Here is an 18,859-nt window from a genome sequence, read left to right as displayed (position 1 = left end):
TCAAACGGGACGATGGGGATCACGCCAGCGAGACATCCTTGAGGAAGGCCTCGACGCGTGGGTTATGGCCGTTGCGCAACCTGTCAGGCGCGTCGTCGCACACCACGCGGCCCTTCTCCATGAAGACGATGCGGTCGGACACCTTGAAGGCGAAGTTCATTTCGTGGGTGACGATCACCATGGTGATGCCGTCTTGCGCGAGGGCTTCGATGACCTGCAACACCTCGTTGACTTTCTCCGGATCGAGCGCCGAAGTCGGCTCGTCGAACAGCATGATCTGCGGGCGCATCATCAAGGCCCGGGCAATCGCCACGCGCTGCTGCTGCCCCCCGGACAACTGACTCGGGTATTTCCAGGCGTGGTCGAGCATGCCGACCTTGTGCAGCAACGCGTAGGCCTGTTGCTTGAGATCGTCCAGACGACCCAGGCGGTGATAACGCGGCGCCATGAGCAGGTTGTCGAGCACGGTCAGGTGCGGGAACAGATTGAAGCTCTGGAACACCATGCCGATGTTCAGCCGGTGTTCGGCGTGTTCGACGTAGTGCGGCTTTTGCGCGCCCTGTTTGTTCAGGTGAATGAACGGCCGCCCGTTGATCTGAATGTCGCCGTTGTCGATCTGCTCCAGACCATTGAGCAGACGAATCAACGTGGTCTTGCCGGAGCCGGAGGGCCCGATCACCGACACCACTTCGCCCGGCTGAATCTTCAGGCTGACTGCGCCCAGCACTTCCACATCGTTATAAGCCTTGTGCAGACGGTTGGCCTGCAAGGCCGGGGCTTGCAGGCCCGTGACGGCCGGGCGCTGCACCGCCTCACGCTGTTGCGTGGCGAGGGCCAGGACGGCGGCATCGGGGACGCGGGACACGTTGCGCTGGTTGACGTCGAGGTACGTCTCCAGACGCTTGAGGAGGAAGTCGAACACGGTGACGATCAACACGTAATAGAACGCCACCGCCGCCATCGTCTCCATCACCAGGAAATTCTGCGAGTACAGGCGCTGGCCGACCATGAGGATTTCGGTCAGGGAGATGACCGACACCAGCGAGCTGAGCTTGACGATGGAGATGTATTCGTTGGCCAGCGATGGCAGCGCCACCCGCAACGCCTGGGGGATCACCACGCGCCATTGGGTGCCGAGAAAGCGCAGGCCCAACGCCCTCGCCGCCTCGGTCTGCCCCTTGTGGATCGACAGCAGGCCGCCGCGATGGATTTCCGCCACATAGGCGGTCTCACACATCACCATCGCCAGCAAGCCGGCCCAGAACGGGTCGCCCAGTACCACCGAGGCCGAAGGAAACGCTTGAGGGATGTTGTAGACGAAGATCAGCAGCACCAGCAGCGGCACACTGCGAAACAGCCAGATGTAAGCGCGGGCGGGGGCACTGAGCAACGGGCGTCTTGACTGTTTGGCCAGCGCCACGAAAAACCCGAGACCGATGCTCAAGAGCCAGGTCACGAAGCTCAGCTTGATGACGGTCCAGGTCGCCCGCCAGAACTCGGCGTCGAAAAGCAAACCAAACATGTAATTCCAGTCGAATGTCATCGTCGCCGCGCTCAACAAAAAAATCAGAAAGTCCAACCGGGCGTTCACTCGACCCTGTTTCACGACTGCACCGTTGAAACGAGATTCGGCGAGAGACGCGCAGATGGTCAATTAGGATTAACCGGACCAGTGAGTAGGCAGATCCGATGCAGTGGCGCGATTTGAGAAACCACACGTTTACGCGCTCGAATCGCCAACATTGGAACGCACCGTCCTGGCGCATCAGCCGACGCCTCATCGGAGACGCGCTGCCTTTCGGTGCGGCGCGCCCCTGGTCGTCATCAGGCTCAACCTGTGCCTGCAGTCTGCGGGCGCGGTCGCGTTGGTTAAATTCGTTTCTGGCTTGGATCTGGGGCGAGAAAATCCGAAGCAGCGAACGCGCTGGGGCGTGATCGACTGTGGTGCGCGCCGCTCATTCGGCGTCTGAGGGCGCTCGCACTGCGTGGGGATCGAAGAAGCTGGGGGCGGCCATGCCGGGGATGTACTGGTCCGAGACGAACATGCGGCAGCGTTCGATGAAGGCCGAAACCACGCGGGACGGCTGCGCGTTGCTGGCGGTGGCATAGCCCAGCTGCAAGGCGTGTTGTTCACCCGCCAGACGAATGCGAATCAGGCGCTTGCCATCCTGGGAAATGTTGCCCTTGGGACGGGCGTTGGCGATGCTGTAGCCGATGCCGTTGCCGACCAGCGCGCGCACGGTTTCCAGGTTGCTGGAACGCATCACGATATTGGGCGTGACCCCGGCAGGGATGAACAGGCTGAGAAAGTATTCGCGACTCCACGGGATGTCCAGCAGCACCATGGGATAGGGTTCGAGGTCCTGGATGCCGACCGCCGAGAGGTGGGCCAGCGGGTGGTGTTCGCCGACCATCACGTACGGCGGCAACTTCGCCAGCGGCTGAAAATCGATGCCGTCGCTGGCAATCAGGTCGTAGGTCAGCGCGATGTCGATTTCCGAGCTGCGCAGTTTCTCCAGCAACTGCTCATGGTCGCCTTCCACCTGGCTGATGCGTACGCCCGGAAAGGCGCGACCGAAACCGAACACCAGTTCCGGGGTGATCATCGGCGCCAGTGAATGCATGCAACCGACGCGCAACGGCCCGCGCACCGTGTTCAGTGATTCCGACGCGATGGTATAGAGGTTGCTCATCTGTTCGAGGATCAGCTTGGCCTCTTGCATCACCTGCCGCCCCACCGCCGTCAGTGAGATGCCTTGGGCGTGATGGCGGACGAACAGTTGAATGCCCAGTTCGGCCTCCATGTGGGTGATCGCTGCCGAAATGGACGGCGACGACACATGAATGCGCTCCGACGCAGCACTGATGCTGCCCGCTTCGCCCGAAGCCACAAAGTACTCCAACTGGCGTTGAGTAATACGACTGAGCATCACGCCCTCCACGATCCTGACGAGGGAACGAACCAACGTGTCGCCCCTTCGGCTGAGTGTATTTGCACGCTTCATGCCGGGTCATTCACCACCCCGGCCGCATGCGACCAAGGGCCATCATCCGTTCCAGCGCGCCGAAGCAGGGTTCGGTTTTTCCTAAGCTCTACGTTCAAAAAGCAGAATTCCTATACGACAGGCCCTTGCTCACACTGCCCTCACAGATGGACGACGTCTGCAAGGCGCCTGAGCCTTCTCGACACGCTGTCGGTGCCCAGGCATCGGCCCTACCGATCAAGGTCGCTCTCTTTAGGAAGTTCACATGTCAGTCGAAACAATCAACACCTTGGTGGTCGGTGCAGGCCAGGCGGGTGTCGCCATGAGCGAGCATCTGTCGCTGATGGACGTGCCGCACATCGTCCTCGAACGTCACCGTGTCGCCGAGCGTTGGCGCTCCGAGCGCTGGGACTCGCTGGTCGCCAACGGTCCGGCCTGGCACGATCGTTTTCCAAGCCTGACATTCAGCGACGTCTCGCCAGAGACCTTCCCGCCGAAAGAACGCATGGCCGACTACTTCGAAGACTACGTCGCCATGCTCAAGGCGCCGGTACGCACCGGTGTCGAGGTGTTGAAGGTCGAACGCCACGTCGGTCGCCCGGGCTTCAAAGTCACCACCTCGGAAGGCGTGATCGAGGCCGCCAACGTCGTTGCCGCCACGGGTCCCTTTCAGCGCCCCGCCGTGCCGAACATCGTGCCCGAGCAAACACACATTCAGCAGTTGCACTCCTCCCGCTACAAGAACCCAAGTCAGCTGGCAGACGGCGCCGTGCTGGTGGTGGGCGCCGGTGCTTCCGGTTCGCAAATCGCCGAAGAACTGCAAAAAGCCGGCAAGACGGTCTACCTCTCCGTGGGCGAACACTACCGCCCGCCCCGCGCCTACCGGGGTCGAGATTACTGCTGGTGGCTGGGTGCGCTGGGTCTGTGGGATGAGGTGCGGATCACGCCGAAGAAGAAGCACGTGGCCTTCGCCGTCAGCGGCTATGACGGCGGCAAGACCGTGGATTTCCGGCGGTTGGCGCATCAAGGCATCACCCTGGTGGGGCTGACCAAAGCGTTCGACCAAGGCGTGATGCATTTCGAGCCGGGGCTGGCGGCCAATGTGGCGGAAGGCGACCGGGCGTATTTCGACGTGCTGCGTGACGCTGACGCGTACATCGAGCAAAACGGCCTGCCATTCCCGGCCGAGCCGGAGGCCTGGACACTCCTGCCGGACCCGGATTGCCTGATCAACCCGATCCTCAGCCTCGACCTGGAGCAGGCCGGTATCAGCACCATCCTCTGGGCGACGGGGTTCAAATTCGATTTCAGCTGGCTGCACGTCAATGCCTTCGATGACAAGGGTGAGCCCTTCCACAAGCGCGGTATCTGCGCCGAAAGCGGGATCTATTTCCTCGGCCTGCCAAACCTGGTGAACCGCGCGTCGTCGTTCATCTACGGCGTATGGCACGACGCGAAATACATCGCCGATCACATCGTCCTGCAGAACGGCTACATGAGCTACGAGCGCTCGACACACGACGCCCTCGGGCAGCGATAAGGCTCGAGCGTTTCGGGCCTTCGGTTTTTCCTAAGCACTGCCGCTGCAAATGCTGGTTTCGTCCCATCGAGGCCAGTGTGAACCTGCGGCCATACACGGTTTTCCAGAGACATACGCCATGCCCACTCACACCCGCATTCGCATGTTCAACACGAAGCAGACCTACCCCAATCAGTCACTGGACAACGACCTGTGCCAGGCCGTGCGCGCCGGTAACACGGTGTATGTCCGGGGCCAGATCGGCACCGACTTCGACGGCAACCTCGTCGGTCTCGGCGATCCACGGGCCCAGGCCGAACAGGCGATGAAGAACGTCAAGCAACTGCTGGAAGAGGCCGGATCGGACCTCTCGCACATCGTCAAGACCACCACCTACATCATCGACCCGCGCTACCGTGAGCCGGTGTACCGCGAAGTCGGCAAGTGGCTCAAGGGGGTGTTCCCGATCTCCACCGGCTTGGTGATTTCCGGGTTGGGACAGCCGGAATGGCTCATGGAAATCGACGTCATTGCCGTGATCCCGGACGACTGGACCGGCGCCTGATCCCTTCGCCTCACGCTACCGGAGCCGCCATGGCCAACCCACGGACCGAGCCCTCTGCCAATACCACCGAGGCCATCGATGGCGTCAACCGGGTGTCCGGGCGCTATCAGGGGCGCGACGATGAGGCGGTGCTGGCCTTCGGCGGCGCACTGTGGCGTGTCCCTCTCGAACGGGTGCACGCCGAGGTCGGCGAGCGTCTGACCATTGTCCTGCGGCCGGACTGCATTCGCCTCGATGCACTGGGCCCGAGCACGTTGCTCAGTGCCACCGTCATCGCCCATGGGGTGCACGGCGAACACGTCGATATTCAACTGGACGTACCCGCCCTTGGCACACATCTGTTCGCCCGCGATACCGGGCTCGATGCCTTGACGCGATGGCCCGTCGGCGCCGCGGCCGGGTTGAGTTTCGACGTTAAAGGGCTCAGCGCCACGGCGGCTGAAGACCCCTCTTCGCTATGAATCCATGTGTTGCCTGACGGCTTTTCGGTTCGTCGTCCGCGCCGCAGCGCTTGAGAGGACGTCCGGCTCGCCACGCGACCTTATGCATCACGTCCTGGAGTTCACCATGCCCCACACCGTGTTTTTCCTGAACGGACCCAATGCCAACCTATACGGGCTGGACTCCGCTGGCACCTACGGCAGCGAAAGCTTCGCCAGCATTGAAGCCGGCTGCCGGCAACACGCCGCGTCGCTGGGGCTGACGCTGGTCTTTCGTCAGAGCAATCATGAAGGCGTGCTGGTGGACTGGATTCAGGAAGCCCGCTTGCACGCCGACGCAGTGATCATCAATGCGGCGGGGCTGACGTACACCTCGATCGCCATTCTGGACGCGCTGCTGGCGTTCGACGGTCCGATCATCGAAGCGCACATGAGCAACCTCTGGAAGCGCGAAGCCTTTAGGCACCATTCCTACGTGTCTAAGGCCGCCACCGGCGTGATCGCCGGCCTTGGGGCATTGGGCTATCGACTGGCACTGACCGCCGTGGCGGAGTTGGTGAATGAGCCTGCGAAACGCCAGGTTGAATGACGCCCGCGGCCCGGTGAAACGCGGTCAGCGCTGCAGCATCCCCTGCAAAGTGGCCTTCAGGCTGTCGAGGGTGAATGGCTTGCGCAGCAGCGTGGTGTGGTGATTCAGCACCGGGCGAAGCTGATCGGTGTCCGAGTAGCCACTGACGAACACGATAGGCCTGCAGGCGTCCAGCCGGTGGATTTCCTGGGCGACCTGAGCGCCGTTCATGCCCGGCATGGCGAAGTCGAGCATCACCAGATCGAACGGCTGTTGCCCGATGGCAGCGAGACCCGCCGGGCCACTGGCCGCTTCGACCACCTGGTGCCCGAGCAGGTCGAGCATGTCCACCAGGGTTCGACGGACTTCGTCATCATCGTCGACCACCAGAATGTTCAGATCCACCCGTGCGTCGGCCACTGCCAGGGGCAGATGTTCCTCAGGCACCCTCGCTTCGTCAACGCACGGAAAGGCCAGGCAGACGCGGGTACCCCGGCCGAGTGCCGACTCGATGCTCACCGCGCCGTTCGATTGCTGGATGATGCTTTCGACTTGGGACAAGCCCAGTCCGGTGCCCTGCCCCACGTCCTTGGTGGTGAAAAAAGGATTGAACGCGTTGAGGCGGGTCTGCTCACTCATCCCCGTGCCGTTGTCCACCACCCGCACTTCGAGAAAGCCCGAAGGCGACGTCAAGAACGGGTGGCTGGCGACTTGACGCGTGCCAATCACCAGTTGGCCTGAACCGCCCATGGCGTCCCGGCCGTTGATCGCCAGATTGAGGATCGCCAGTTCCAGTTGCACCGGGTCCGTCAGGACATGGGGGTCTGTGACGTCAAGTTCGAACACCAGCCGAACGCCTTGCCCCAGGGTGGTGGTCAGCAGGTCGGACATGTCGTGAATGACCGCATTGACCGAACAGACCTTGAGCTCGAGCTTTTGCGAGCGGGAAAACGCCAGCAGTTGCGAGGTCAGCTTGGCACCGCGGTCAGCCACCCTCAAGCCGCTTTCCGCCCAGCGCGTGACCTTCTCCGAATCGGGTCGGCGGATGATCAGGTCGAAACTGCCCTGGATCGCTTGCAGCAAATTGTTGAAGTCGTGAGCCAGCCCCCCGGTCAACTGCCCCAAGGCTTCCATTTTCTGTGACTGATGCAGCCGAGCCTCCATCAGCTTCTGGTCCGTGAGGTCGGTGATCACACCGCAGAAAATCGCTTCCCCGGAATAGTCGTCCGGCAGCTTGTTGAACGACAGGTAACCGGGAAACACGCTCTGATCGGGGCGACTGAATGACGCGGCGCAACGAATGGCTTTGTCGGCATCGGCGTTCAGGTAGGCGCTGAAATGCTCGGCGTCGCTCGTGCAAAGGTAGTCCTGAAACACGCAACCGAAGATCTGTTCGAGAGGCGCGCCGATGATCTCGCTGAAGCGGTGGTTGGCGTAGAGGATGGTGCCGTCAGCCGAAATCGACACGGCGCCCTCTTGCATCTGCTCCACCAGCAGACGGTAAGGTTTGTCGGCGTTGTCGAGGGTGTAAACGGTTTCCCCCTGCTCGCCCTGAATGAACAGCGCATCGACGCTGCCGCTACGGATGGCCTCCAGTACGTCGTCAGCTTCCTGCAGGCGACGGCTGAGGAGTTCGATGTATTGGGTGTCCGTCATGTCGACGGGACGATGGATCACGGTCCACTCTCAGTGCCGGGGGCAATCCCCAGAAACAGTTTCAGCTTTTCCACGTCCGATAGATCACCAATCAGCCGACGGCTGAAATCGGGGTCGAGTTTCATCAGGGTCGGCACCGCGACGATACGGTCGTCCCGCGCCGCGCGGCTGTCTTGATAAATGTCGATGATTTCCAGCACATAGCGCCCAGCCAGGTATTTCTCGCACACCGCTTTGAGCTGATGCACCGCGAAGGATGAACGGGAGGTATTGCCCGAGATGTACAGCTTGAGGTGCTGGACTGGCCCTTCGACCGGATGACCTTCCTCCCCACCGGACCCGCCATTCACGCGCGGATCTGCCGAGGACGGATATCGAGTCCGACCAATACCTTTTCCGTGTTGGACAGGTCGCCGATGATCTTCACCAACGGCGTCGGCAGATGCCGCACCAGGGTCGGCAAGGCCAGGATCTGGTCACCCGCCGCCAACTGCGGGTGTTCCCGCAGGTCGATGACCTCAATGGTGTAGATACCCGCGAGATAGGTTTCGCAGATCTTTTTCAGGTTGTTCAGGGCGATCATGGATTTGGGTGTCTGCCCAGCCACATAAAGGCGCAACGCATAGTGGCCGGAGTCGCCTGTCTGTTCCGGATCGATGGCTCGCGGTTCGGTACTCACTCGTTGAACCCCCGAACGGACGCCAGTGTTTTGCGGGTCCGGTCTTCAGCGCTGGCCTGATTGGCGTCGTCGCTGGCCAGGAATGCCTCGTCAAGTGCTTGCGTTTCGAGCTCAGCCTGCATGGCGGCAATCTGCCGTTCCAGGTCGCTGCGCTTTTTGAGGACCTCGCGCTTGCGTCGCTCGATGGTTTCGCTACGCGCCTCTTCGGCGCGCGTTTCCAACGCTTCCTGGCGAATCCGCGCAGTGCCGGTCAACACACCGTTCGGCCCGATGTAGGGCTGCAACAGGTGAATGCCATCGCTGCAGATCTGGTATTCGCGTACCTGGTTGGAATGGCCCATGCCACGGGATTTGAGTACGAACAGCAGGCGGTTGTGCTCGCCATCGGCTTCGATGTTGGTCAGGGAAATCCAGGTGTCCATCAGCGACGAGATTTCGCGCTCCAGGCCCGGCGAACGCACCGCCACATCGGCAAGGCTGCAGAAAATCGCGGTAATGCCACGGGATTTGAGCAGGTCAACAAGGCGCAGCAAGGTCGCGTGCACCTCGGATTCCGGCCCGCGGAACGCCGAGATCGGGTCGATGATGACCGCGTGCGGCTCGAAGGTCTGAATCTCGCGATGCATGCGCGCCAAATGCACCTCAAGGCCATACAGGCTCGGCCGCGCCGATTCGATCTTCAACAGCCCACGGTCCCGGTAGCTGCCCAGATCGATGCCCACCGACTGCATGTTGCGCAAAAGCTGGTTGGCGGATTCCTCGAACGAGAAGTACAGGCAGCGCTCGCCCCGGGCGCAGCAAGCATCGACGAAACTGGCGGCGAAGGTCGTCTTACCGGTGCCTGCCAGCCCGGACACCAGTACGCTGGCGCCCTTGAAGTAACCGCCACGGGACATCATCGAATCCAGCCCGCGAATACCGGTCGCGACGATATCTTGAGAAGCCGCGTGGTTCAGCCCGGCCGCCGTGATGGGCAGGACCGTAAATCCGTTCTCGTCGATGAAAAACGGGTATTCATTGGTGCCGTGGGCCGAGCCGCGGTACTTCACGACCCGCAGGCGCCGAGTGGTGATCTGCTCGACGACGCGGTTGTCGAGCAGGATCACGCAGTCCGAAACGTATTCTTCGATGCCGTAGCGGGTCAGCTGACCGTCGCCCCGCTCACCGGTGATGATGGTGGTGACACCCCGCTCCTTGAGCCAGTAAAACAGCCGGCGCAACTCGGAACGCAGAATGGCCGTGTCTTTGAAGCTGGAAAACAGCGCCTCGATAGTGTCAAGGACCACGCGCTTGGCGCCGATGCTGTCGATGGCGTAACCCAGGCGCAGGAACAGACCTTCGAGGTCGTAGTCGCCGGTTTCTTCGATTTCGCTGCGGTCCACGTAGATGTGGTCGATGGCAATTTTCTGCTCGTTCACCAGCGTTTGCAGGTCGAAACCGAGGGAATCGACGTTCTGCACCAGATCGGACGCGCGCTCTTCGAAGCTCATGAAGACGCCGTGTTCGCCGTGATCGAGTACACCCTTGACCAGAAAGGTCATGCCGAACAAAGTCTTGCCGCAGCCGGCGGCGCCGCACACCAGCGTCGGCCTGCCTTGGGGGATGCCGCCCAACAAAATGTCGTCCAGTCCCTCGATGCCTGTGGCGGCTTTTGCCAGCTGAGGGTTCGACGGGGAGGAATTCGACGTTTCAGGCGCAAAGGATGTATTCAATCGCTACTACTCGGAATGCTTGGCGGTAGGCACCGGAGGCAGCGAGGATTCGATGCTTTCGGATATTTGTACAAAATGGTTACCTTGTACAGGATTCGACGGGGGCAGCGCCATCACTTACATCGACTGATGATCGATTGTCGAACGCCCGCCGACGCCCGACCGCTGAAAATGGCTGCGCAGGCCGCAATCCGCGGGGTGTCGAGTCGAGTGCAAGTTTTCGGCGTTTCTGATTTGATGGCGCATGGGCAGCCCGCTGCCGCCGCTTACTCAGAACATCACGATGCATCACGGAGGACAGCGTTGAACGGTTTGACAAAAGAGGCGCTGGAAGCGGAAGTAGTGCGTCTGCGCAGTGAACTGGCCCAGGTGCGCAGCGCCGAACACGCCTGGCGTGACAGTGCCGAGCGCGCCAACACCATTCTGGACACCATCGAAGCCGCGTTTGCGATTGTCGAGGTCAAATTCGACGGCGACGACGTGCCTGTGGACTACCGTTTCGTCGAGGCCAACCCGGCGTTCGAGCAGCATGCGGGGGTCAACCTGCGCGGCAAATGGGTCACCGAGTTCGCGCCGAATCTCGAACGTTTCTGGTTCGAGACCTACGGCCATGTGGCCAAGACCGGCGAGCCTGCCAACTTCGAGAATTACGCCGAGGCGTTCGAGCGCTGGTTCGATGTCCGCGCGATTCGATTCGGCAACCCCGCCGAGCGTCAGATTGCCATTTTCTTCAGCGACGTGACCGAACGGCGGCGGGCGCAGGAACGCCTGTTGATCAGCGAGGCCGTCGCCCGGGAAAACGTCGAGCGGGTGCAACTGGCACTGGCCGCCGGGGCCATCATCGGCACCTGGCACTGGCACCTGCCCACCGACCGATTCACCGTAGACGAAGCGTTCGGCCGGGCGTTCGGCCTCGATCCGACCCTTGGCCGCGAAGGCCTGAGCCTGGAACAGGTCATTGCCACCGTTCACCCCGAAGACCGGGAAGCCCTCAAGGTGGCAATCGCTGCGGCCATTGCCCGGGGCGGCGCCTACGCCCATCAATACCGAGTCCGACGTGCCGACGGAGTGTATTACTGGCTCGAAGCCAACGGCCGCGTGGAACTGGCCGAGGACGGCACGCCCCTGCGGTTTCCCGGCGTGCTGATCGACGTCGAAGACCGCCGCTCGATCGAAGACGAGCGCGACAAGGCGACGGCGGCCTTGCGTGCACTGAACGACACCCTAGAACAACGGGTGGGCGAGCGAACCGCGGAGCTGATGCAGGCCGAGGAAAAACTGCGGCAGTCGCAAAAGATGGAAGCGGTCGGCCAGCTCACCGGGGGCATCGCCCATGACTTCAACAACCTGCTGGCGGGCATTTCCGGCTCTCTCGAACTGATCAACAGCCGGATGCTGCAAGGCCGCTTCAACGACGTCGACAAGTACATCAGTGCTGCGCAGGCCGCGACCCGCCGCGCCGCATCCCTCACCCACCGGCTGTTGGCGTTCTCCCGCCGTCAGACCCTCGACCCTCGGCCCACGGACGTCAACGCACTGATGCTCGGTATCATCGAGATGATCCAGCGCACGGTGGGCCCCGCCATTCACCTGCAAACCTACGCTGCGCCGCAACTGTGGGCCACCCGGGTCGACCCCGGGCAGCTGGAAAACGCCCTGCTCAACCTGTGCATCAACGCCCGCGACGCGATGCCCCAGGGCGGGACCATCACCCTTGAAACCGCGAACCAGTGGCTGGACGCCGAGGCCGCTGCCGCTCAGGACATTCCGCCCGGCCCTTACGTGTTGCTGTCGGTCACGGACACCGGCACCGGCATGTCACCGGAGGTCATGTCCAAGGCGTTCGACCCCTTCTTCACCACCAAACCCATGGGCCAGGGAACCGGGCTGGGGCTGTCGATGATCTACGGCTTCGCCAAGCAGTCCGGGGGACAGGTTCGGGCCAGTTCGGTAGTCGGGCAAGGTTCGACACTGTGCATTTATCTCCCGCGCTTCGAGGGCGAAGCGGTCACCGAAGACATTGACGTCTGCCGTCTGCAAAGCCCGGTGTGCACGGCCAGCGAGACGGTGTTGGTGGTCGACGACGAACCCACCGTACGCATGCTGCTGATGGATGTGCTGGCCGAACAGGGCTACACAGTGCTGGAAGCGGCCGACAGCGTAGCAGGCCTGAAACTGCTGCGTTCCGATGTGCACATCGATCTGCTCATCACCGACGTTGGCCTGCCGGGGGGCATGAACGGACGGCAAATGGCGGATGCGGGGCGGGAAGTCCGGCCTGATCTGAAAACGCTGCTGATCACCGGTTATGCAGAAAACGCGGCCCTCGGCCAGGGTGATCTTGGGACAGGCATGTGGGTGCTGACCAAGCCCTTTGCCGTGGACGCACTGACCTCGCGGGTGCGGGAACTGATGAGCCATTGATGTGGCGTACAACAAAAGGAGGTACCCGGTTTGATCGCAGATGCTGATTCGCATCCATCGCCGTTGATTCGGCGGGCTCGTCCCGAAGACGCCAGCCTGATTGCAGCGCTGGTGGACGAGGCGTATGCGCCCTACATCAGCCGAATCGGACGCAAGCCGGGGCCGATGCTCGATGACTACGCGCAGGTCATCGCGACATCGACGGTATACGTCAGTACGGACGATGCCGGGATCACCGGGGTGCTGGTGATGCAACCGGAAGGCGCCGATCTGTTGTTGGTCAACGTCGCAGTGGCCGCCCGCAGCAGGGGGCAAGGTGTCGGCAAGCGGTTGATGACGTTCTGTGAGGGATGTGCGCGCGAATTGGGCTGTCAGGGAGTCCGGCTGTACACCCATGAACTGATGAGCGAAAACCTGACGATCTACCGCACGCTCGGCTACTTGGAAACCCATCGCGCCACCCAGGACGGGTTCGCGCGCGTCTTCATGCGCAAGCCGCTGGGCACTGCCTGACCCTTTACTCAATGTTTACGGAGTGTGGACGTTCGTTTACACGGATCGGGTGTTTCATAGACACATGGCGAACCCACACACATCGCCTGAGGAGACACCATGATTTCGAAGATGACAAAAGCCTTGATCCTGTCCGGTTGCCTGGTCGCTGCGGGTGCAGCGTCAGCGAGCGAACGCGATGTGGTCGTGCCCGTCATCGCCGGGGCCGCCGTAGGTGCAGTACTGGCGACCGTGCTCAGCGGTTCCGGCCACGATCATCACCGTGCCGAATACCGCGATTACCGGCCGCAGCCTCGGTATCAGCCGGTGTATCAACCGGTGGCGTATGTCCCGGTGCAACGCGTCGAATACCGCCGCTTCGCCCCTCCTCCGCCCCATGGGTATTACGGCCGGGGTCATGACCGCCACTACGATGGCCGCGGTTATGGTCGCTGGTAATGGATGAACAGAGGGCGAGGCCGGACCCGCTGCGGGCCGGCCTCTTTTCGCTGCATCCGTTACCGCGCGACGTGCCCCGCTACGTTTGCATGGTGTTCAGCAACCGGCAACGGCTTGGCCACTGCCGGGGCCGTCTCGCGCATCTTCACGGCGCACAACGTTGACACCACGCCCAGCACGCTGAACAGCACCGCAGGCCCCATCCAGCCCACCTGCGAGTACAGCGCCGTGGCAATGAACGGCAGCGTACCGGCCACCAGTGACGCGCAGTTGTAGCCCAATGAAATCCCCGACGAGCGCACGTTGGCCGGGAACTGTTCGGTGAACCAACTGGCCTCGACCGCAAAGATCGGGTCGTGGCTCAGGATCAGGGCCATTGCCACGGCGACGATGATCAGCGGCACGATGCCGGTGTTGATCATCATGAACATCGGAATACCAAACACGATGGTGAACAGAGAGCCGAGCAGGAACACCGGCTTGCGCCCGATTCGGTCACTCAGAGCGCCGTAGAACAGGTGGCTGCCCAGGCCGATGGCCGACCCGATCATCGTGCCCCACAGCACATTCTGTTTGGTGGCAATGCCCGACAGCACCACGTAGGACAACATGAAGCTGGTCGCCAGGTAATAACCACCGGTCTCGGCCAGGCGCAGGCCGGCGATTTGCAACACCTTGCGCCAGTCTTCGCGAATCACCTGCAACGCAGGCTGCTTCACCAGTGTGTTTTCGGCCTTGGCCTTTTCGAATTCCGGCGACTCGCTGACGCTCAAACGAATCCACATGCCCACAGCGACCATTACCACCGAGGCCAGAAACGGCGCACGCCAGACCCAGTCGCCTTCGAACAGCACCGCCGAAAGCAGAAACGCGCCGTTGGCCATCAACAGCCCCAGCGGGATGCCGATCTGCGGAACCGCGCCGAAGAAGCCGCGACGGTGGGCCGGGGCGTGCTCACAGGCCATCAGCACCGCACCGCCCCACTCCGCACCGAAGCCGATGCCCTGAATCATCCGCAGCAAAATCAGCAAGATCGGGGCAATGACACCGGCTTGGGCATAGGTCGGCAGCGCGCCGATCAGCACTGTGGCGCCGCCCATCGCCAGCAACGACCAGAGCAACACCGTCTTGCGCCCCAGCCGGTCACCGAAGTGCCCGGCAAGATAGCCGCCCAGCGGCCGCATGAAGAAACCCACCGCCATGGTCGCAAAGGCGGCGAGGATGCCGACAATGGGCTCGGTGGTGTGGAAGAACACTTGGCCGAACCAGCCGGCCGCCGCCGTGCCATAAATGAAGAAGTCATAACTTTCCACAGCCGAACCGACCATGGACGCGAACGAGACTTTTCCGGCTTTGCTGTCTGGGTGGCTGGACGCCGTTGTGGATCTGCTCATGGCAAACTCCGAACGTTATTGTTGTTGTAGGGGGCAGCGCCTGCATGTGAGGAGGATTCTGCCCCGGGTTGATACGTCGTTATTCTGCGGTCTTGCGTTATTCCCACGTCTCGATGACCCGACTGTCGTCCCGCCTGCCCAATCCGGCCTCGGCGGCCTGATTGAAACGGGCGTGGGCGATGTCCAGCAACGGCACCGCGGCGTTGCAGCCTTGCGCGGCGAACGCCACCAGGCCGCTGTCCTTGACGAAGATATCGACCATGCTGGTGACCTGGGTGTCGGTGCCTTCGAGCATGCGCGGGCCGCGATCGGACAACATCCACGAACCACCTGCGCCCTTCTGCACCAGATCCAGCACCCGTGCCGGGTCCAGACCCAGCGAACGCGCCAGGCTCAGCGCTTCCGCGGCTGCCACCAGATGCACCGAACACAGGTGCTGGTTGACGACCTTGATCGCCTGTCCATCGCCGACCTCAACCCCCGCATCGCGCACTTCACCCATGCTGCGCAGCACAGGCTCGACGCGTTCGACGGCGGCGTGAGGACCGGACGCAAAAATCAACAGGCTGCCGGTTTCCGCCCGCGCTACGCCACCGGTGACCGGGGCGTCCACGACCTGCACGCCTTTCTGTCGCAAGCGCACGGCCTGCTCGCGCACCGAGGCGGGGCCGACCGTGCTCATCACCACCCAGTGCTGCGCAGGCTTGAGGCCGGTGCACTGGCTGACCAATGCGTCCAACTGTGCTGGAGTCGCGACCATGACCACCACCACATCGGCATCGATCGCCACCCGCCAGTCAGCGCTGGATTCAATGCCGTGAGTCAATGCCAGGGCGCGATTGGCTTCGCTCAATTCGACGCCCACGACGCGGTGTCCGGCCTTTTGAATCTGCCGCGCCATGGGCAGGCCGATCGCCCCCAGACCGATAAATGCCACGTTCATCTGCACGCTCCTCATGCCAGCCACTGGCGGATGTTGGCCGCCATGACGTGGGTGGAAATGCCGTAGCGATCATGCAACGTCGGCAACGCGCCGGCGTCGAGGTAGGCATCCGGCAGGGCGATCTGCTGGAACGCCGGGCTGACCCGCGCCTTCAACAGCGCCAGGGCCACGGCTTCACCCAGACCACCGACGGTACTGTGGTTTTCCGCGACGATCACCAGGCGCCCGCTGCGGCGGCATTGCTCGATGATCGTGGCTTCGTCCAGCGGCTTGATGGTCGGCACGTGCAACACCGCCACGTCCGCGCTGCCATCGCCCAGCACCTCGGCGACTTCCAGCGCGCGCATGGTCATGATGCCGCTGGAGATGATCAACACGTCCCTGCCGTCGCGCAACAACTTGGCTTTGCCCAGCTCGAAGCTGTAGTCGAACTGGTCGAGGACCATCGGCACCTTGCCGCGCAACAGGCGCATGTAGACCGGGCCGTTGTATTCGGCGATGGCGGCCACGGCTTGGGCGGTGTCCAGCGCGTCGCACGGATCGATGACCGTCAAACCCGGAACGGCACGCATCAGCGCCAGGTCATCGGTGGCCTGATGGCTCGGGCCGTAACCGGTGGTCAGGCCTGGCAGCGCGGCGCAGATCTTGACGTTGAGATGTTCCTCGGCGATCACCTGATGAATGAAGTCATAGGCGCGCCGGGTGGCGAACACCGCGTAGGTGGTGGCGAAGGGGACCATGCCCTCTTTGGCCAGGCCACCCGCGGCGGCCATCAGCAGCTGTTCAGCCATGCCCATCTGCAGGTGACGTTCGGGAAACTCGCGACCGAAGATGTGCAAATCGGTGTATTTCGACAGGTCCGCAGTCATGCCGACGATGCGGGGGTCTTTCTGCGCAGCGGCAACCAATGCATGGCCGAAGGGTGCAGCTTCCGTGCGCTGCCCTTCGCTGGCAATCGAGGCGATCATCGCTGATGTCGTCAGGCGTGGTTTGCTGGCGGTTGGGGTATTCATCTCAGTGCGCTCCCGTTTCGTGGCAGGACGCGTAACGGGCATCCAGGACCTTGATCGCCGCCTGCCATTCTTGTGGCTCGACGCGAATGAAATGGTTTTTCTCGCGCACTTCAAGGAAGTCCACACCTTTGCCCATCAGGGTATCGAACAGGATCACACGGGGTTTCGCCTCTTTCAGCGCCATCGCCTCATCAAAGGCGGCGATGACTGCGGCCAGATCGTTACCGTCGACACGCTGCACATGCCAGCCGAATGCCTGCCATTTGTCGGCCAGCGGTTCAAAATCGAGGATCTCGTGGGAGTTGCCGTCGGCCTGCTGTTTATTGAGGTCGACCAGCGCAATCAGGTTGCCAAGCTTGTGATGCGCCGCCGACAGCGCCGCTTCCCAGGTCGAGCCTTCGTCCAACTCACCATCGGACATCGAGTTGAACACCCACGCCGGGTTGCCTTTCATGCGCAGCCCCAACGCCATGCCGACGCCAATCGGCAGTCCCTGGCCCAGCGAGCCCCCAGAGATCTCCATCCCCGGTGTGTAGCTCGCCATGCCGGACATCGGCAGACGACTGTCGTCGGAACCGTAGGTGTCCAACTCGCTTTCGGGAACGATGTGCGCCTCGATCAGGGCCGCGTATAGGACGATAGCGTAGTGCCCGTGGGACAGCAGAAAGCGATCGCGGCCTTCCCACTGCGGGTCGTCGGGTTTGATCTTCATGGCGTGGCAGTAAGCGGTGGCGAGCACATCGGCCCAGCCCAGTGCTTGCCCGACATAGCCCTGGCCCTGGACTTCGCCCATGCGCAGGGCAAACCGGCGGATGCGCCAGGCGTGATAGGCCACGCGCTGCAGCGGACCAGTGGCCCCGTCGGCTCGTTGAGTAAATGTTGTCATGAGGGGTGCCTGCTTATTGTTATGGGTGGGCAATTCAGGAGAAACAGGCAGCTAACTGATGTTTGGAATTCACCAAAACGCCTGCATCCGACCTGCATCCAAGCTAACATTGCGAAATCGGCGGCTACAAAAGACATTTTCACAGCAATGAGTGAACAGAATTCATTAATTCGCCAACTGCGCCGTGTGCCGCTGTCTTCCTTGCGGGTGTTCGAATCGGCGGGGCGCACCGGCTCGTTCATACAGGCCGCTCACGAGTTGGGGATTTCGCCGAGCGCGGTCAGCCACTCCATCCGCAAGCTGGAAGAATCCATCGATATCCAGCTGTTCGAGCGCACCACGCGGGAGGTCAATCTCACGTCCAAAGGTCGGTTGCTGATGGAGCATGTGCAGCGCGGACTGGACGAAATGCAGCGCGGCTTCTTGCTCGCCAAGACCGAAGAGCCACCCCCTCTGCGCCTGCATACCGCCCCGAGCTTCGGCATGCAATGGCTGATGCCGCGGCTTTCGCGATTCGTGCAGGCCTATCCCTCCATAGACCTGCGCTTCTCAGCGAGTACCGACTACGCGCAGTTCGACAACGACGACTTCGATCTGGACATCGTCTACGGCGAGCCGCGCTCGACCCTTATCGAAAAGATCCCGCTGGCGGTGGAACACCTGACCCCGCTGTGCAGTCCTGAACTGGCAGGCAGCATTCGCACGCCCCACGACCTGTACGAGCACCGGCTGATTCAGTGCGACGTGCAGATGTTGCAATGGAAGGGCTGGTTCGAAGCCAACCACTTGATGCCGCCGCATCACTACGCCCTGCGCTTCGACCGCAGCAACATGGCCATCGCCGCTGCGAGCAACGGCATGGGCGTTGTGCTGGAATCGACCTTGCTGGCGAGCGCCGAGCTGGAAAAAGGCACATTGGTCGCCCCGTTGCGCAGCGTCACCCACGACATCCAGTACATCGGGCATTACCTCGTCTACCCCAAGCGCAGAACGCGCCACGAAGCGGCGGAGGTGTTCAAGAAGTGGTTGCTGGATGAGTTGGGGTTAAGGCCAGTGCCGTCGGCGATCGACTGAATAGAGGCGTCAGTACGATGCTGTTTGTCGGAGGGACCGCTGTCGCTGCCG

Annotated in this window: 17 protein-coding genes and 1 pseudogene; 8 read left to right on the top strand and 10 right to left on the bottom strand. The window is 62.1% G+C overall.

Going from position 1 to position 18,859, the window contains the following annotated elements; genetic code table 11:
• Positions 1 to 19 precede the first annotated feature (19 nt).
• Together B3N48_RS21925 and B3N48_RS21920 are read right to left on the bottom strand one after the other, a co-directional pair.
• Positions 20 to 1,543 (bottom strand): amino acid ABC transporter permease/ATP-binding protein, encoded by a 1,524-nt coding sequence (locus B3N48_RS21925; RefSeq protein ID WP_296187348.1) that lies wholly within the window; start codon positions 1,541 to 1,543, stop codon positions 20 to 22.
• Positions 1,544 to 1,955: 412 nt separating this feature from the next.
• The gene (locus tag B3N48_RS21920; protein WP_296187346.1) at positions 1,956 to 2,930 is read right to left on the bottom strand and encodes a LysR family transcriptional regulator; all 975 of its coding nucleotides are present in this window, start codon (positions 2,928 to 2,930) and stop codon (positions 1,956 to 1,958) included.
• Positions 2,931 to 3,249: 319 nt separating this feature from the next.
• Here B3N48_RS21920 and B3N48_RS21915 point away from each other — a divergent pair, with 319 nt between their 5' ends.
• The 4 genes from B3N48_RS21915 to B3N48_RS21900 all read left to right on the top strand — a co-directional run bounded on the left by B3N48_RS21915 (position 3,250) and on the right by B3N48_RS21900 (position 6,097).
• Positions 3,250 to 4,524, top strand: coding sequence for a flavin-containing monooxygenase (locus B3N48_RS21915; RefSeq protein WP_296187345.1), 1,275 nt, complete (start codon positions 3,250 to 3,252; stop codon positions 4,522 to 4,524).
• A 118-nt stretch (positions 4,525 to 4,642) separates the two neighbouring features.
• Positions 4,643 to 5,068, top strand: coding sequence for a RidA family protein (locus B3N48_RS21910; protein ID WP_296187344.1), 426 nt, complete (start codon positions 4,643 to 4,645; stop codon positions 5,066 to 5,068).
• Between the two features lie 29 nt (positions 5,069 to 5,097).
• Positions 5,098 to 5,529 (top strand): TOBE domain-containing protein, encoded by a 432-nt coding sequence (locus tag B3N48_RS21905; RefSeq protein ID WP_296187343.1) that lies wholly within the window; start codon positions 5,098 to 5,100, stop codon positions 5,527 to 5,529.
• A 106-nt stretch (positions 5,530 to 5,635) separates the two neighbouring features.
• Positions 5,636 to 6,097: a type II 3-dehydroquinate dehydratase gene (locus B3N48_RS21900; RefSeq protein WP_296187342.1), complete on the top strand. Its 462-nt coding sequence runs from the start codon at positions 5,636 to 5,638 to the stop codon at positions 6,095 to 6,097.
• A gap of 24 nt (positions 6,098 to 6,121) precedes the next feature.
• Here the strand turns inward: B3N48_RS21900 and B3N48_RS21895 are convergent, their stop codons facing one another.
• The 4 genes from B3N48_RS21895 to kaiC are packed head-to-tail and all read right to left on the bottom strand — an operon-like array spanning position 6,122 to position 10,123.
• A complete protein-coding gene (locus B3N48_RS21895; RefSeq protein WP_296187341.1) occupies positions 6,122 to 7,753 on the bottom strand; it encodes a response regulator in 1,632 nt (543 codons plus the stop codon).
• Entirely contained in the window at positions 7,750 to 8,082 is a 333-nt protein-coding gene (locus B3N48_RS21890; RefSeq protein ID WP_296187340.1) for a circadian clock KaiB family protein, read from the bottom strand. Before B3N48_RS21890 ends, B3N48_RS21895 begins: the two co-directional genes overlap by 4 nt.
• Positions 8,079 to 8,411 carry a circadian clock KaiB family protein gene (locus B3N48_RS21885; protein WP_296187339.1) on the bottom strand — a complete coding sequence of 111 codons (333 nt, stop codon included), beginning with the start codon at positions 8,409 to 8,411 and terminating at the stop codon, positions 8,079 to 8,081. Before B3N48_RS21885 ends, B3N48_RS21890 begins: the two co-directional genes overlap by 4 nt.
• The gene (gene kaiC / locus B3N48_RS21880) at positions 8,408 to 10,123 is read right to left on the bottom strand and encodes a circadian clock protein KaiC (protein WP_296187338.1); all 1,716 of its coding nucleotides are present in this window, start codon (positions 10,121 to 10,123) and stop codon (positions 8,408 to 8,410) included. The genes B3N48_RS21885 and kaiC overlap by 4 nt, the downstream gene beginning before the upstream one ends.
• A 357-nt stretch (positions 10,124 to 10,480) precedes the next feature.
• On the opposite strand from kaiC, the pseudogene B3N48_RS21875 reads away from it, so the two are divergent.
• From B3N48_RS21875 to B3N48_RS21865, 3 genes and pseudogenes are all read left to right on the top strand, one after another.
• Positions 10,481 to 12,547, top strand: a pseudogene (locus B3N48_RS21875) (ATP-binding protein); the annotation flags it as partial.
• Positions 12,548 to 12,577: 30 nt separating this feature from the next.
• Complete coding sequence (locus tag B3N48_RS21870; protein WP_296187337.1) at positions 12,578 to 13,060, top strand: GNAT family N-acetyltransferase; 483 nt, start codon at positions 12,578 to 12,580, stop codon at positions 13,058 to 13,060.
• A gap of 99 nt (positions 13,061 to 13,159) precedes the next feature.
• Positions 13,160 to 13,498: a hypothetical protein gene (locus B3N48_RS21865; protein ID WP_296187336.1), complete on the top strand. Its 339-nt coding sequence runs from the start codon at positions 13,160 to 13,162 to the stop codon at positions 13,496 to 13,498.
• 59 nt (positions 13,499 to 13,557) lie between these two features.
• Here B3N48_RS21865 and B3N48_RS21860 read toward each other — a convergent pair whose 3' ends face one another.
• The 4 genes from B3N48_RS21860 to B3N48_RS21845 form a co-directional block, all read right to left on the bottom strand.
• Positions 13,558 to 14,892: an MFS transporter gene (locus B3N48_RS21860; protein ID WP_296187335.1), complete on the bottom strand. Its 1,335-nt coding sequence runs from the start codon at positions 14,890 to 14,892 to the stop codon at positions 13,558 to 13,560.
• Positions 14,893 to 14,989: 97 nt separating this feature from the next.
• A complete protein-coding gene (locus B3N48_RS21855) occupies positions 14,990 to 15,835 on the bottom strand; it encodes an NAD(P)-dependent oxidoreductase (RefSeq protein WP_296187334.1) in 846 nt (281 codons plus the stop codon).
• Between the two features lie 11 nt (positions 15,836 to 15,846).
• Positions 15,847 to 16,848 carry a transketolase family protein gene (locus B3N48_RS21850; protein WP_296187333.1) on the bottom strand — a complete coding sequence of 334 codons (1,002 nt, stop codon included), beginning with the start codon at positions 16,846 to 16,848 and terminating at the stop codon, positions 15,847 to 15,849.
• Position 16,849: 1 nt separating this feature from the next.
• Entirely contained in the window at positions 16,850 to 17,734 is an 885-nt protein-coding gene (locus B3N48_RS21845; protein WP_296187332.1) for a transketolase, read from the bottom strand.
• A 147-nt stretch (positions 17,735 to 17,881) separates the two neighbouring features.
• On the opposite strand from B3N48_RS21845, the gene B3N48_RS21840 reads away from it, so the two are divergent.
• Entirely contained in the window at positions 17,882 to 18,808 is a 927-nt protein-coding gene (locus B3N48_RS21840; protein ID WP_296187331.1) for a LysR substrate-binding domain-containing protein, read from the top strand.
• The last annotated feature ends 51 nt before the right edge of the window (positions 18,809 to 18,859 follow it).

The organism is Pseudomonas sp. UBA1879, assembly GCF_002338065.1.
Lineage (GTDB): Bacteria > Pseudomonadota > Gammaproteobacteria > Pseudomonadales > Pseudomonadaceae > Aquipseudomonas.
Note: the sequence above shows the minus strand (reverse complement) of the source record. Positions and strands in the feature narration are given on the sequence as shown.

Coding starts and splice junctions, on each gene's coding strand:
- B3N48_RS21910 (WP_296187344.1), top strand. CDS start 4,643: ATGCCCACTCACACCCGCATTCGCATGTTCAACACGAAGCAGACCTAC.
- B3N48_RS21865 (WP_296187336.1), top strand. CDS start 13,160: ATGATTTCGAAGATGACAAAAGCCTTGATCCTGTCCGGTTGCCTGGTC.
- B3N48_RS21855 (WP_296187334.1), bottom strand. CDS start 15,835: ATGAACGTGGCATTTATCGGTCTGGGGGCGATCGGCCTGCCCATGGCG.
- B3N48_RS21900 (WP_296187342.1), top strand. CDS start 5,636: ATGCCCCACACCGTGTTTTTCCTGAACGGACCCAATGCCAACCTATAC.
- B3N48_RS21915 (WP_296187345.1), top strand. CDS start 3,250: ATGTCAGTCGAAACAATCAACACCTTGGTGGTCGGTGCAGGCCAGGCG.
- B3N48_RS21905 (WP_296187343.1), top strand. CDS start 5,098: ATGGCCAACCCACGGACCGAGCCCTCTGCCAATACCACCGAGGCCATC.
- B3N48_RS21850 (WP_296187333.1), bottom strand. CDS start 16,848: ATGAATACCCCAACCGCCAGCAAACCACGCCTGACGACATCAGCGATG.
- B3N48_RS21920 (WP_296187346.1), bottom strand. CDS start 2,930: ATGCTCAGTCGTATTACTCAACGCCAGTTGGAGTACTTTGTGGCTTCG.
- B3N48_RS21845 (WP_296187332.1), bottom strand. CDS start 17,734: ATGACAACATTTACTCAACGAGCCGACGGGGCCACTGGTCCGCTGCAG.
- B3N48_RS21925 (WP_296187348.1), bottom strand. CDS start 1,543: ATGACATTCGACTGGAATTACATGTTTGGTTTGCTTTTCGACGCCGAG.
- B3N48_RS21840 (WP_296187331.1), top strand. CDS start 17,882: ATGAGTGAACAGAATTCATTAATTCGCCAACTGCGCCGTGTGCCGCTG.
- B3N48_RS21860 (WP_296187335.1), bottom strand. CDS start 14,892: ATGAGCAGATCCACAACGGCGTCCAGCCACCCAGACAGCAAAGCCGGA.